Genomic DNA, 16,209 nt, shown 5'->3' on the forward strand with positions numbered 1-16,209 from the left:
ATTTAGTTTATTTTTCTATAAAATTATTTAAATCTAATATATTTTTTTCAGTAATAACTTTACAATTCAAATCATAAATTTTATTTAACTCTTTAATTCCGCTTTCAATACTCCTAGTGCCTTTTATAACATCACTAAGTATTTTATAATCACTTCCAAAACTATGATTTATAAACTCTGTTGGATCATATTGTTGATTTTTAAAATTAGCATTATTATTATATTCTTTATATATATCTTTTTCTAAATTTTTATTTTCTAAAATTATTGGTAATGCTTTTCTAGTTTTTAATATTTCTTTATTTATATCTTCTGATATAATCCATTGATAAAATTGTTTTACTGCATAAGATTTATTTTTATTTTTTAATACATCGTTATTCACAAAAAAACATTCTGAGTTATTTACATAATAATAATTTTCTTTATCATGTAAATTCACCTTTGGCAAATTTGATATTCCTATTTCAAAATTTAAGGGAATTATATTTGAAAAATAATTTTTATCATCAAAAGTACTTAACATCATTCCCACTTTATTAGAATAAAAATCTAATCTAATACTATTTCTAGTTGTACTTTCAAAATCATAATTTATAAGTTTATTTTTATACATATAATTATATATTTTTAAAATTTCTTTAGCATCTTGAAAGTTATATTTTCCTTCTTTGGGATTCCAAAACGTGGTATATATATCTTTTCCTGATACACTTGGAGATCCTATGTACACTCTTAAATCTTCATAAGCAGAACGATTTAACGAAATCTTTAATGGAGTAATATCTTTATCTTTTTCTTTAATTTTTTCACTAAATTCAATAAGTTCTTTCCATGTTTTAGGTGGCCTATCTGGATCTAAACCTGCCTTTTTAAAAAGTTCTTTATTCCATATTAATTTAACATTATTCCCCATTATATTTACACCATATGGAATTCCTTCATATTTAAATAAATAATTTTGATTTATTTTATTAGTATCTATATTTAAATCTTGTAAATTTGCAAGATTATTATTTTCAAATAATTCTCTATCACCTGAATACTCAAATATGTCTGGACCATTATTATTTACTAAAGAGGTTCTTATCATATTATAATAATCCTTATCATAAGAACTTATAACCACTCTTATGTTATCTTTGTTCTCAGAATTAAACCTATTAACTTGATATTTTCTTGTTTCTAGCAACTCATTTTGTTTAACCCACATCTTTATTATAGTTTTATCTTTTTCATTATTATTTTTTAAATGTTGAGCCATATAAATTTGATTATTAAGTTTTTTCCCATAAATAACAGAACCACTAATTAATAAAACTATAAAAAAAACATATATGCAAATTTTAATTGGTTTGTTTTTCATATGTATGCTCCCTTCATATTCATTACAAAAATTATAATAACAATTTAAAAGTACTTTTCCATAAATATTTTCCCAAAGCTATCTTTTAAATTTATTATAGTTGTTTAATTAATTTTATATATATATTTAATAATCTCTTTTGACATACCAACCAATTATACTGTTCTTTTACCTTTAGATATCCTTTTTCCCCCATAATTTTTGTATTCTCTAAATTATTTGATATTCTTTCTATAGCCTTGGCAATATCTTTAGGTGATGTAGGTTCTACTAAAAGTCCACTTTCTGACTCTTCTACTATATTTCTTACCATAGGGAAATCGCTTCCTATAATAGCTGTTTTGCTACTCATATATTCAAATAGTTTTATAGGTTCTGCATTTACATATCTCCAATTATCTGGTTGCAATATAACAAAACCTGCATTAGCTTTTTTTAAATAGTCAAAAACTTCCACATGAGATATTTTGCCTGTAAAAACTATATCTTCACTTTTTAAATATTTTTCTTTAAATTTACAGCATCTTGATTCAAATTCTTTAGTTTCAAAAGGACCCACAAAGATATATTTACACTTTTGCTTTTCAACTAACTGGATAGCTTCTAATATTTTTAATATACCCCTATCTTGCCTTAATCCACCTACATATATAAATGTTGGCTTATCTACTTTTTCTTTCATGAATTCTTTATCTTTTAAAACAGGATAGTTAGGAATTAATTCTACATTTAAATTGTATTTTTTAAATTTATTTACTAATAATTTATTAACTGTAATAATGTAATCCGCTTTTTTTCCTAGACTCTTCTCATATAAATATATTAATTTCTTCATAGGTGATTTTATGAATCCAAAATGTTCTGCAAACGCTTCTGGGTGATATTCATGAGAATCATATATTATTTTACAATTTAAATTTTTTTTAAGCTTTGTAGCAACCTGAAAAGAATCTGGTTCATGAGCATGATATACATCTGCTTGTAAACTTTTTGCTATATTAAACATGTCTTTCATAGGTCTTATTCTATCTCTCCAATTTTTCCTAGGAGGAAAACATTTCACAACGATTCCATCATTCGTAATAAAATCCTTGTATCCTGGAGCTATTAAATATATATCTTTATATAATTTTTTCAAAGATAATATTTCTTTATAATAAATTCTGTTATCAAATACATCATGTCCTGATGTAAGCATACATATTTTCACCTATTTCCCTCCTGAAAATAATTATTTAATGAATTGTTATTGATTTTCTAACAACTGTTTTTCTGGAACATCTTTAAAGATCTTAGCCGGAGCCCCTGCAACTATTTTTGCTTTTTCTACATCTCTAGTTACTAAGCTTCCTGCTGCCGCAAAACCATCTTCATATATTGTTTTTCCTGGCAATATAACTGCACCTGCCCCTATTCTTCCACCTTTTTTAACTGTAACACCTTTAAACTTTCCGAATCTTTCCTTGGAACGGGCGGCATAGTTATCGTTAGATGTTATTACACAAGGAGCTATGAAAACATAATCTTCTACCTCTGAGTATGCTGTTAAATATACATTAGTTTGAATTTTGCAATTTGAACCTACTTTACAAAAGTTTTCTATAGTTGCACCTTTCCCTATTATTGTTCTTTCTCCTATGGTTACATCCTCTCTTATAACAGCTAAATCAGCTACTAAAGTTTTATTATCTATTTTAGAACCTATATATACTATCACTCCTGCGCCTATTAAACATTCATCATTAATTTTACATGGTTGAAATTTTTTATCATCTTTAAATATACTATTTACTGATCTCATAGGTTCTTTCCCTATTACAGAATTATCATCTATTCTTACGTTATTACCTATAACTGTTCCTTTATGTATAACTACATTATGTCCTATAATACAATTTTCTCCTATAAATACATCATCTTCTACAACAGCAAATCTTCCTACTTGAACGTTATTACCTAATTTAGCTTTAGGTGATATGTAATTCATTTCCATATTTTCACTCCTATATAAAATAAAACTTTAAAATTACCACCATAATATAATATCATACTTTGATGGTAATTTTTAAAAATTAATTTTTAATTAATAAATTATTTATTTATCTTTTCTACATTTACCATATCCATTGTTGAAAAATTATTAAATGGAAATTTAACTGGCATACCTGTAAGTCTTGATTTATAAGCGGCCAATATTATTGCCATACCTTTTTTACCTTCTTCCCCACTTACTAGAGGTGTTCTATCTTCTTTTATAGAATCTATTGTATCTTTAAACAATGGAGTGTGTCCAAAACCATATACTGAATCTGGATCTCCTTCTTGAGCTTTTAATATATCTTCTTCTTCATTTTCAGTTCCATCTTCAAATTTCCAAGTTTCTATTTTATTAACAGCAAGTCCACCTATGCAAGCTGTACCTTTTTCTCCAAATATACTTAATGTTTCTTCTAAGTTCTTAGGATATACACAAGCACTTCCTTCAACTATTCCTATAGCTCCATTTTTAAATCTTATTACTATAGCTCCAAAGTCCTCTGCGTCTATATCTCTTAAGAAAGTATCACATTGCGCATAAACTGTATCAATTTCTCCACCCATCATCCATTGAAGCAAATCTATATTGTGTATACACTGGTTCATTAAAGTACCACCATCAAGTTCCCAAGTTCCTCTCCATGGTGCCTGCTTATAGTATCCCATATTTCTATTCCATAATATTCTTGCAGTACCATTTACTAATCTTCCAAATCTATTTGATTCTACTGCTTTTCTTAATTGTTGTATTGGCTTATTAAATCTATTTTGATGACTTACACAAAGTTTAACATTATTTTTCTTTGCTGACTGTATCATCTTATCTGCATCATCTACAGATAAAGCCATAGGTTTTTCGCATATTATATGCTTCTTATTATCCATACAATTTATAGCTATTTCAGGATGATATCCACTTTCTGTAGCTATAGTAACTACGTCTACATCTTCTTTCTTCAACATTTCTTTGTAATCTGTATATACTTTTACATTAGCTTCTTCATTTAATTTTGATATATAATCATTTTTCTTTTCTATGGCTTTCTCTTCAATAATATCACAAACTGCTACTAGTTCTGCTTCTTCCTTATTATTTATTATAGCTTCCACATGTTTATAAGAAATTCTTCCACAACCAACAATAGCAAATTTTAATTTTTTCATGACCATACCTCCAAATTTTAATAATTAGGATAAGTCCAAAAGAACTTATCCTATTATTTATATTATAGTTTGTGTATTTTTTCTCTATTATTCTTTACATACTTTGTAGCATTTCTTGTGTCATATAAGATTTTAGCTTTTTCTACTATGTGCTCATAATCATAACAACTATGATTTGTAGTTATAATTACTATATCAGCTTCTTCTAACCCTTTTTCTAGATCTACTGATTTATATAATTTACCTTTATGTTTAAACTCAGGTATATATGGATCATTAACTTGAACATTAGCTCCATTTTTCTCTAGATGTTCTATTACTTTTAATGTTGGAGATTCTCTCATATCATCTATATCATTTTTATAAGCAGCTCCAAGTAATAAAACTTTTGATCCATTCATAGGTTTTTTATCTTCATTTAATAATTTCATAGCATTTTCAACTACAAATTCAGGCATACGGTCGTTTATTTCTCCTGATACTTCTATTAATTTAGTATGGAAATCATATTCTTTAGCTTTCCATTCTAAATAGAAAGGATCTAATGGTATGCAATGACCACCAAGTCCCGGACCTGGATAAAATGCCATAAATCCATATGGTTTTGTTTTTGCTGCATCTATAACCTCAAATACATCTATATTCATCTTTTTACATAATATAGCCATTTCATTAGCTAAACCTATGTTTATATTTCTAAAAGTATTTTCTAATATTTTTTCCATTTCTGCAACTGCTGGTGAAGATACTACATATACTTCTCCTTCTAATACACTTCTATAAAGCATAGCAGCTACTTCTGTACATTCTTCTGTACAGCCCCCTACAACTTTAGGTGTATTTTTAGTTTTGAATTGTTTATTGCCTGGATCAACTCTTTCAGGTGAAAATCCTAAGAAGAAATCTTCTCCACATTTTAATCCTGTTTCTTCAAGTATTGGTTTTAAAACTTCTTCTGTTGTTCCTGGATATGTAGTACTTTCAAGAACTACTAATATACCCCTATGAAGATATTTTGCAATACTTTTAGTTGAATTAACAACATAAGATATATCTGGTTGTTTATACAAATCTAATGGTGTTGGCACACAGATAGCTACTGCATCAACTTCACTAACAAAAGAAAAATCTGTAGTTGCTTTTAATTTCCCTTCTTTAACCAAGTCTGATAATTCATTATCAACTATATCTCCTATATAGTTTTTACCTTCATTAACTAATTGCACTTTTTCATCTTGAACATCAAAGCCTATAACTTCAAATCCAGCTTTAGCTTTTTCTACAGCTAATGGAAGACCCACATAACCTAATCCTACTACTCCTAGTTTAGCTGTTTTATTTTCTAATTTAGTCATTAAATCCTTTTTTAATTGTGACATTTTTATACCTCCTAGTACAACGCACAAATGCTTAATTTATATATTTTTATTTTTTGTTGATATATTTATAATTTATAGTATCCACACGTTTTTGATTGTATAGCTAAAGTTGCTTGTTATTTTTTTAACATTATTTTCTCCTTATATATGTCGGTACTTTCTTTTCCATCAACGTAAATATTTCTTCTTTATTATTATAAACAACTTTCTTAAATTCTTCTATGGATTTTTCTACGAAATCTATATTATTTTCCATAGGCTTTTCTACAAATATCTTATTGTGTCCTGTAGATGTCAACGCTATTTCATCCATTAATAGTTCTTCATATAATTTTTCCCCAGGTCTTAATCCTGTATACTCAATTTTAATATCTTCTTCTGGCTTGTAACCAGATAAAGTTATTAAATCTTTAGCTAAATCTACAATTTTAACTGGCTTTCCCATATCCAAAACAAATATTTCTCCGCCTTTTGCCATAGCTCCTGCTTGTATAACTAATTGAGCTGCTTCAGGTATAGTCATAAAATACCTGTTTATCTCTGGATGAGTTACAGTAACAGGTCCTCCATGGGATATTTGTTTTTTAAATAATGGAATAACAGATCCATTACTCCCTAAAACATTTCCAAATCTAACTGCTACAAACTCTGTTTTACTTATTTCATTAAAGGCTTGAATCATTATTTCACAAAATCTTTTTGTAGCTCCCATTATATTAGTTGGATTAACAGCTTTATCTGTACTTATTTGTACGAAACGCTCAACTCCAAATTCATGAGCACATTTTATTAAGTTGTAAGTACCTACTACATTATTTTTAATTGCTTCTGCTGGGTTTTCTTCCATTAATGGAACATGTTTGTGAGCTGCTGCATGAAATACTACATTAGGCTTATATAATGAAAATACATCCTTCAATCTCTCTTTATCCCTTATAGAAGCTATTATAACAGTTTTATCTAGCTCTGGGTACTCGTAATTTAATTCCATTTGAACATCATAAGCATTATTTTCATATATGTCTAATATCAATAGTTTTTTAGGTGAAAATTTAACTACCTGCCTACAAATTTCTGATCCAATAGATCCCCCTCCACCTGTAACTAAAACTACTTTATCCTTTATATATTTATTTATTCCACTATTGTCTAGTTTAACTTCCTCTCTTCCAAGCAAATCCTCAATGCTTACATCTCTTAATTTACTCATATTAAATTTACCTTGTATTATTTTATCCATACTTGGTAAAGTTTTTAATTTGCAACTAGTTTCTTTACAGATAGATACTATATCACTTTTAATTGGAGGTGATGCAGACGGAATAGCTAATATTATTTCATCTATTTTCTTATTATTAACAATACTTATAATACTTTCTCTTCCACCTAAAACGGGTATACCATTTATTCTTTTGCCCATTTTTTCCATATCATCATCTATAAGTCCCATAACATTATAATTTAATTCTTTATTTCTCTTTATTTCTTTTATAATAAGAGCTGCCGCATCTCCTGCCCCTATTATGAGCAGTTTCTTCTCTTTAGAGTCACAATTATACTTACCTTTATTGCCTTCTTTATCCTCTATAACCCTATATATAAATCTTGTGCCACCTAAACATACTATGGATAATATCCAAAATATTATATGTACAGTAAATGGGAATCTATAATAATTACTTTCAAAAATTTTATAATTTACAAAAAAGCTATAAATTACAAATATAATATTAGATATAGAAACTGAATAGACTATAGACATAAGCTCCTCTACAGAAGCATACTTCCATATGCTACTATACAGATTAAATATTTTATTAAAAAATAACGTTATTATTATAACTGGGATTACTGATAATTTAAAAAACACCATATATTTTTTAAATTCTGAAGCCATACCAAAATCAAATCTAAGTAAAATTGCTAAATATAATGATAAAATTATTAATAATATATCATAAAAAATCATCTTTTTATCCTTTTTCACACAATCACTTCCTTACTAAACATAAACTCTACTTATTAATTTTACATCATTGATAAAATTATTCAACAATTTTTTGCAATATCTTTATTTTATCACATATACAATAAATAAAAAATATAGCTTTAATTTTATAAATAATACAGATAAAAACCGTTAATACAATATTATATCAACGGTTTTCATTAATTTTTATATTACATACTAAACAATTTTGTTACTGCATTGTAAAGTTTTTGAGCTATTTGATTTTGATAAGAATCACTATTCAATTTTCTAACCTCTGCATCATTAGATACAAATCCACATTCTACAAGTACAGAAGGCATCTTGGTGTTTTTTGTAACATATAGATTATGATCCTTTATTCCTCTATTTGTTGACCCTAAAGAAGATAATTCATTGACTATAAGTTGTGATAATACTTTACTCTTTAATGCTGCATCACAAGGAGTTCTATCATAATATGTATAGCCATATTCGCTTTGTTCTTCGTATACTCCTGAATTATCTAACCCTGGTCTATAACTACTATAGTGTCCTCCATGACCTTGAGCCGATGGTGACGCTGAATCAGCATGTATACTTAAGAATAAATCTGCATTTATTGAATTAGCTACATTCACCCTATCCTCTAAATTCTGTGCTACTGATGGATAATTATAAAGATCTATTTTATCTCTAGTATATATAACATTATATCCTTGAGCCTTAAGCATATTACCAAGCTTTAAAGTAATCTTTTGAACTATATCTGCTTCATGTATATTTCCAGTTGCTCTAGAAGATACTGCTCCTGAATCTTTACCGCCATGACCTGCATCTAAAACTATAGTTTTTATTAACTCATCCACACATTTAAAATTAATAGTTTTATAATCATCATATTTTCCTAACCCTTGCTGATTAGCTATTTTACCTTCTGTTCCATATCTTTTAACCCAAACAGATACTCTATATTCACCTGGTTTATATTTAAAATTTGGAGTTACATTATGTACTATATCTCCTTTTATGGGTTCGCCATAATTCTGAATCACCTCCCATTTATTGGTACCAACATAGTTAATTAATACCTTATATTGAACTAAAGATCCATCACTTGCAGAAATAAAATAATTTTGCATATTAGAAGTATTTAGTATTGATTTTTGTAGATTCAAGGATGATATCTTCAAAGGCTGATAAACATTAAAACTAATTGTAGCATAATTATCATACTTTCCCAATCCTTCTGCGTTAGTTATCTTACCTTCTGTACCAGCTTTCTTTATCCATACAGATATTCTATAAGTACCTTTTGAATAATTAATATTGGGATTTATTATATATTCTTCATTTCCATTAATAACTTGTCCATAATCTTTTATCACTTTCCATTGTGTTGATCTTGGTTCTTGCATAAGCACCTTGTATTGAACTTTATTGGTTGTATTACTTATAGCCCTTATTTCTTGTTTCTGTGAAGTTTCAATAAAATCATTTTTTTTCTTAATACAAGTTATTTTTAAATCTTTTACATTAACATAAGTAGTTGAATATGCATCATAACTTCCTAAATCTGTTTTTATATTCCCTTCTGTTCCTTTCTTTCTTACCCATACAGATATTCTATATTTACCTTCTGGATACTTTTTATTTAAGATTATTGTTTTTTCACTATCTCCTCTACACACATTTTGTGAATAATCTGCAGCTACTTCCCATATTCCTTTATCTTCTAGATATATATATGCCTTATATTCAACATCTCCATTATAATTACTTTTTACTTTTAAACTTATATTTTCTCCATCTAATATAGTATTATTAACTGGATTTAAGTAAGTTATTTTTATTTTTTCTGTATTTATATCTACATTAACATAAGTAGTCGAATATGCATCATAACTTCCTAAATCTGTTTTTATATTCCCTTCTGTTCCTTTCTTTCTTACCCATACAGATATTCTATATTTACCTTCTGGATACTTTTTATTTAAGATTATTGTTTTCTCACTATCTCCTCTACACACATTTTGTGAATAATCTGCAGCTACTTCCCATATTCCTTTATCTTCTAGATATATATATGCCTTATATTCAACATCTCCATTATAATTACTTTTTACTTTTAAACTTATATTTTCTCCATCTAATATAGTATTATTAACTGGATTTAAGTAAGTTATTTTTATTTTTTCTGTATTTTTTTCTACATTAACATAAGTAGTCGAATATGCATCATAACTTCCTAAATCTGTTTTTATATTCCCTTCTGTTCCTTTCTTTCTTACCCATACAGATATTCTATATTTACCTTCTGGATACTTTTTATTTAAGATTATTGTTTTCTCACTATCTCCTCTACACACATTTTGTGAATAATCTGCAGCTACTTCCCATATTCCTTTATCTTCTAGATATATATATGCCTTATATTCAACATCTCCATTATAATTACTTTTTACTTTTAAACTTATATTTTCTCCATCTAATATAGTATCATTAACTGGATTTAAGTAAGTTATTTTAGGATTTGTAATATCTCCTGACGTTTCTGGATAATCAACTATTTTTTTTGCCACTTCCATCATAGCAATTATACTTTTACCATAGTTTCTATCTGCAGCCCAACCTTTGTCTGGATGTTGAGGATTTTCTCCAATACCTAACCACTCAACATAAGGACTTATGCCTCTTTCAACATATGTAAATCTAGGATCTACGCATGGGTTCTTTAACGCTTCAGTACTACAATATGCTTTTAAATGTTGTATAACCGCTCTTACTCCAGTTCTTACATCGTTAAAATGAGCTCCTTGTACTCCTCCGCCTGTGGCACCAATACCTGCAAAATTATTTTGTTTTTCCTTTACATCTCCTGTAAATTTTAAAAAGTTTGTTTCCTTCATCATTTGTATAAAAGCCACATCTGCCCTTATTCCTTCTGTAGCGGCTTCCTGCCAGACTATAGAAATAAAATCTTTTACAGATTGATCACTTTTTAGGCTATTTTTAGTCTTAAAATAATTAAATGCCTGTTGTTGTGTTAATTTAGCTTGTCCCATTATTTTTGTAGTTCCACTTGCTTGTACTTTAATTGGTAATAAAGTTGCACCAATAAAAAATAACATGATAAAATTTATAATTATTTTTTTTACCCCACTATATGCCATATTATTCCTCCTTTCCTTATAATAGAATTTTTGACTTTTATTCATAAATTCACCTCCTTTGTGAATTATTATATCATAGCTTTCAATATTATAGTCTTTTCAACATAAAAAGTTTATTAATTAGATACAATTATTGATTTATTATATTGTTTAAAACAAATATAACATTAAATTTATTATCGTACTATGTAGAATATATTTTATATAGTAAATAAAGAAGATGGCTTTTAGCCACCTTCTTATATTTCTTTAAATAATTCATTAAATTCCTTATTATTTTTTAATTTCTGTAAATACTCAACAAAATTTGTATTTAGCCCTTCTCTCCTTAGTGCATATTCTACAGTTGCTTCTAAAAATCCCAATTTATCACCAACATCATATCTTCTACCTTGAAAATTATAAGCATACATTGCTTCTTTATTAATTAAGGTTTTTAATGCATCTGTAAGCTGTATTTCTCCACCTTTCCCTGGTTTTGTATTCTCTAATATATTAAATATAGCAGGACTTATAATATATCTTCCTAATATAGCCATATTAGATGGTGCTTCTTCTTTAGGTGGTTTTTCTACTAAATCTTTTATTTTGTATACTCTATCTTCTATAAACATTCCTTTTACAATACCATATTTATCTACATCTTGTTCCGGTACTTCTTGGACACCAACTATTGTTGTTTGATATTCATTATAGCATTTTATAAGTTGTTTTAAACATGGTTCTTTACTATAAACCACATCGTCTCCAAGCATTACTGCAAAGGGTTCATTCCCAACAAAAGTTTTGGCACAACTTATGGCATGCCCTAATCCTTTAGGTTCCTTTTGTCTTATATAATATATTTCAGCCATATTAGATATATCCTTAACCATAGAAAGCATTTCAGATCTATCTTTTTCTTCTAATTCTTTTTCTAATTCTACAGACTTATCAAAATGATCCTCTATAGCTCTTTTATTTCTGCCTGTTATTATTAATATTTGCTCTATACCTGATTTTACAGCTTCCTCTATTATATATTGTATAGTTGGTTTATCAACTATTGGTAGCATTTCTTTTGGTTGAGCTTTAGTTGCAGGTAAAAATCTTGTTCCCAACCCTGCTGCAGGAATTATAGCCTTTTTAACTTTCATATGTATTCCCCTTTCTTTAAATAAATATAGTATTAAAACTTATTCATGTTTTGATAAATATTTTTCGATATCTTTTAGTATTTCATCTTCTGGATCAATCTTCTTAGCAATATCTATATGATTTTGAGCTTGCTTTAGATCTCCTTTATTTAAATAACACATTATAAGATTAGTACATATTTCTATAGATTTTTCCACCTCAAAAGCTTTTCTTAAATATTTTATAGCAACATCATAATTTTCTAAAGCCGCATAATTTATTGCCAATTCATTTACTGCATCAATTAACCCATTATCTATTTCTAATGCCTTATTTAAATAGTATATAGCCTTATCATAATTTTCCATCATCCTATAAGCTACAGCTATATAGTAATATATTGTAGGATTATCCTCTAGCTTATTCATAATTGGTATTAATTTTTTTAAGGCTTCCTTAGGATCTTTACCTACTAATTCTTTTCCTTCTTCAAAATCTAATATATCCTTTAATGAATTTTTATACTCTATAACATCTGTAGTTTGCTCTCCACCCATTGATATATATTTATCTAATGCATTCCATGCTAGTTTAAAATCATTATCTTCTTTTCTTATTATAGACTCATATAAATATGGCTTTTCATAATTTTTTATTTTTTTAGCTTTTTCTATGATATTAAGTTCTTCTTCTTTATACATTTTATCTTTTTGTCTTAAATTTTCTAATATTAATATTAACTTATTATAGATATCTTTACTTTCTTCTAATAATAATAAACCTTTTAATAATATATAAGCATCCTCATAATTTTCTCTCTTTACTTCTTCAAATATTCTCCCCTTAATATATTCCTGACTTTTGGGTATATTATCCAACATATCTTTATATTCACTATTAAATCTGAAGTTTTTATCTGACCCTAATACATAAAACATTCCCTCTACAAAAAATATAATAGGTATATTATCAAGATTATCACCTTGTTTTATTTCTTCTATTAAATTTTTAGATTTCAAAGGTACATATATATTTTGATCCACATGTACTTTAAATACTTCTAATATCTTTTCTTTTTTTATTTCTAAAAACAACATTTTAGATAGCTTTTCAGCAAAATATGATTTTATTTCCATCTATATCACCTACATCACATATATTATATTCATATTAATTCTATAATAATATACATAATTAAACAATGAAAATACGAAAATATTTAAATAATACATAACTAATGCATAGATTAATCTAAAAGATAATCTATGCATTAGTTTAAATAAATTTAATTTTAAAATTTCTTTATTATATTTACTATATTTTCTTGTAGATTTCTTATCTTATTATGGGCTCCTTCACGTGTATCATCCACCGATGATAAATATATTTTTATTTTAGGTTCTGTTCCCGAAGGTCTAACTACAAAACTAGTATTATTATTTAAACAAAATTTCAAAACATTTGATTTAGGAAGTTTAATAGTATATTCTTTATTTTTATCAATATTTATCTTTATACCCTTTTTATAATCTTCTTTTATCAATATTTTTTCGTTAAACATATTCTTATAATGGTATGTTCTTAAATAATCCATTATATTTTCTATCTTATGTTTCCCTTCTTCACCTATGAACTCCATAGATACTAATTTTTCTTTATAATATCCATATTTATCATATAAATCTTTCAAAACCTCAACTAAATTTTTATTTTGTGACTTATAATATAAAGCCATTTCACATATCAGTACAGAACTTATTATTCCATCCTTATCTCTAACAAAATCTCCAAATAAGTATCCATAACTTTCCTCAAATCCAAATATAAATTTATTTTGTCCAGTTTTATTAAATTCTTCTATTTTTTCTCCTATATATTTAAATCCTGTTAGAACTTCTTGTACACTTACATTATAATCTTCACATATATTTTTTACCATATCTGTAGTAACTATAGTTTTTAAAATCACTGAGTTGGCCGGTATTCTTCCTGTTTCTTTTAATGAACTTAATATATAATTCGTAAGAATTATTCCTAATTCGTTTCCATTTAAAGCTATATATTTTCCAATATAATCTCTAACCATTACCCCCACTCTATCACAATCAGGATCTGTAGCTATTATTATATCTGGCTTTAAACTTTTAGCTTGCTTTAAAGCAGAATCAAAGGCTCTCTTATCTTCTGGATTAGGATATTTTACCGTTGGGAAATTTCCATCTGGTTTTTCTTGATCTTTAACTACAAAAACATTATCATATCCAACTTCACATAAAGCTCTTCTAACAGGAACATTACCGGTTCCATGTAATGGCGTATATAATATTTTAAGGTCATCAGCATGTTTTTCTATAATATTACTTCTTAAAGTTAATGTCTTTACATTATAAAAATATTTATTTAATAGATCTATAGGAACATATTTATAAAAATTCTCTCTCTTTGCATCCCCTATATTCATATATTGTATGGTAGACAAATCTTTAACTTCATCTATATATGTGGATATATTTTTTGCTTCCTCATCTGTTATTTGATTCCCACTATGATTATACACTTTATATCCATTATACTCTTTACTATTGTGTGATGCTGTTATAACTATTCCTGCTTTACATTTTAATTCTCTAACTGCATACGATAATATGGGAGTACACATTATGTCACTAAAAATATACACTTTAATTCCATTTGAACATAATACTTCACTAGCTTTTTGGGCAAAGTCTAAAGAACCATTTCTGGAATCATAAGCTATTGCAACAGCTATAGATTGTTCTTTAAACTCATTAACTAAATACTTTGCCAATCCTTCTGTAGCCTTAGCTATAGTATAATTATTTATTCTATTTGTTCCCAATCCAACTATTCCCCTAATACCACCCGTTCCAAAACTTAAACTTTTATAAAACCTATCCTTTATCTCTTCATCATTGTCTATATCTTTTAGTTCTTCTTTCTCTTCTTCTTTTAACACTGAAGAACATAACCATGACTTGTAAATATCCTTATAACTCATTTACTACCTCCAATAAAATTACATACTACATTATATTGAAAAACATCAACAATTGTACTACTTCATAAAAAATCATATTTAAAAATAAAATTTTTATGAGGTGAATTATGTAATTGTAAGCACGCTAACTACATAATATAAATCACAGTGGTATATGCATTAATTGGAAGTAATGATTCTAAAGTAAAATTTTTATTTAAAAAATTATTATAATAAAACTTAATTTTAAAATACTTTTATAATAGTTATTATATAATCTTTATCCCCTAATCTTTTCTTATTTTTATTATCCAAAAAATATTGAGGCTATAGTACTATCCAAGCTATCCATAAATGTTATATCTTCTCCTAGTTCTAAATCTGATATTCTAAGGGTCTTCCCAATATCATGTTTAGATAAATCTATTTTTATATTATTAGGAAGTTTTTTTCTCTACATCTTACTTTGACACTATTCTTTTCTTTTTGTATAATCCCACCTTTTTTCATAATTAATTCATCACCTGAAAAAAGTATAGGCACTTCTACATTAATTAAATTAGAGGTATTTGTAATCTTTTTCAAATCTATATGTATCACATTCTTTTTTACTGGATCTCTTTGAACTTCTTTCATAAGAACTTTATAATCTTGCTCCTCACAATTTACATCTATTACTCCATGTTGACCTACATCTGAAATAATGCTGTTTAATTCTATTTGTCCAACTTGAAACATCACATTATTTAAATTTCTGCCATATATTACACCTGACACCTTACCTTCTTTCCTTATTTTATTAGTATCATTACTTTGTCTTTTTTGTATAAATAATTCTTCCATATTCATCCTTCCACCTCTCATATTATTTAAAACCGCCTATGTATTTATACAATGAAAAAAGCATATAATAAATTTTATATACCTGTTGCATTTGAATAGCATTTAACTTATAATAGTATTGTTTTAAGTAAAGAATCCACGGGAACCATTGAGCTTTCATAGTT

General features: G+C 26.9%; 12 protein-coding genes. All 12 read right to left on the reverse strand.

All coding sequences use genetic code 11. The features are described 5' to 3' along the window. Positions 1-7: 7 nt before the first annotated feature. On the reverse strand, positions 8-1,366 hold the full coding sequence (locus NGI68_RS07810) for an ABC transporter substrate-binding protein (protein WP_251860922.1): 1,359 nt from the start codon (positions 1,364-1,366) through the stop codon (positions 8-10). Between the two features lie 94 nt (positions 1,367-1,460). After that, entirely contained in the window at positions 1,461-2,576 is a 1,116-nt protein-coding gene (locus tag NGI68_RS07815) for a glycosyltransferase family 4 protein (RefSeq protein WP_251860923.1), read from the reverse strand. A 36-nt stretch (positions 2,577-2,612) separates the two neighbouring features. After that, positions 2,613-3,359 (reverse strand): acyltransferase, encoded by a 747-nt coding sequence (locus NGI68_RS07820; RefSeq protein ID WP_106901180.1) that lies wholly within the window; start codon positions 3,357-3,359, stop codon positions 2,613-2,615. 98 nt (positions 3,360-3,457) lie between these two features. After that, complete coding sequence (locus NGI68_RS07825) at positions 3,458-4,567, reverse strand: Gfo/Idh/MocA family protein (protein WP_251860924.1); 1,110 nt, start codon at positions 4,565-4,567, stop codon at positions 3,458-3,460. 62 nt (positions 4,568-4,629) lie between these two features. Next, positions 4,630-5,946: a nucleotide sugar dehydrogenase gene (locus tag NGI68_RS07830; protein ID WP_251860925.1), complete on the reverse strand. Its 1,317-nt coding sequence runs from the start codon at positions 5,944-5,946 to the stop codon at positions 4,630-4,632. 130 nt (positions 5,947-6,076) lie between these two features. Further along, positions 6,077-7,933: a polysaccharide biosynthesis protein gene (locus NGI68_RS07835; protein WP_251860926.1), complete on the reverse strand. Its 1,857-nt coding sequence runs from the start codon at positions 7,931-7,933 to the stop codon at positions 6,077-6,079. 194 nt (positions 7,934-8,127) lie between these two features. Then, positions 8,128-11,133, reverse strand: a complete 3,006-nt coding sequence (locus tag NGI68_RS07840; protein ID WP_251860927.1) for an N-acetylmuramoyl-L-alanine amidase — start codon at positions 11,131-11,133, stop codon at positions 8,128-8,130. Positions 11,134-11,327: 194 nt separating this feature from the next. Then, entirely contained in the window at positions 11,328-12,224 is an 897-nt protein-coding gene (gene galU / locus NGI68_RS07845) for a UTP--glucose-1-phosphate uridylyltransferase GalU (RefSeq protein WP_251860928.1), read from the reverse strand. A gap of 39 nt (positions 12,225-12,263) precedes the next feature. Then, positions 12,264-13,340 (reverse strand): tetratricopeptide repeat protein, encoded by a 1,077-nt coding sequence (locus tag NGI68_RS07850; RefSeq protein ID WP_251860929.1) that lies wholly within the window; start codon positions 13,338-13,340, stop codon positions 12,264-12,266. A 155-nt stretch (positions 13,341-13,495) separates the two neighbouring features. Beyond that, the gene (locus NGI68_RS07855) at positions 13,496-15,223 is read right to left on the reverse strand and encodes a phospho-sugar mutase (RefSeq protein ID WP_251860930.1); all 1,728 of its coding nucleotides are present in this window, start codon (positions 15,221-15,223) and stop codon (positions 13,496-13,498) included. A 286-nt stretch (positions 15,224-15,509) separates the two neighbouring features. After that, on the reverse strand, positions 15,510-15,635 hold the full coding sequence (locus tag NGI68_RS07860) for a hypothetical protein (protein ID WP_353505367.1): 126 nt from the start codon (positions 15,633-15,635) through the stop codon (positions 15,510-15,512). Continuing rightward, complete coding sequence (locus NGI68_RS07865; protein ID WP_251860931.1) at positions 15,632-16,045, reverse strand: 50S ribosomal protein L25; 414 nt, start codon at positions 16,043-16,045, stop codon at positions 15,632-15,634. Before NGI68_RS07865 ends, NGI68_RS07860 begins: the two co-directional genes overlap by 4 nt. Positions 16,046-16,209: the final 164 nt, after the last annotated feature.

It is taken from the genome of Clostridium sp. Marseille-Q2269, assembly GCF_943736985.1.
Classification (GTDB): domain Bacteria; phylum Bacillota; class Clostridia; order Clostridiales; family Clostridiaceae; genus Clostridium_F.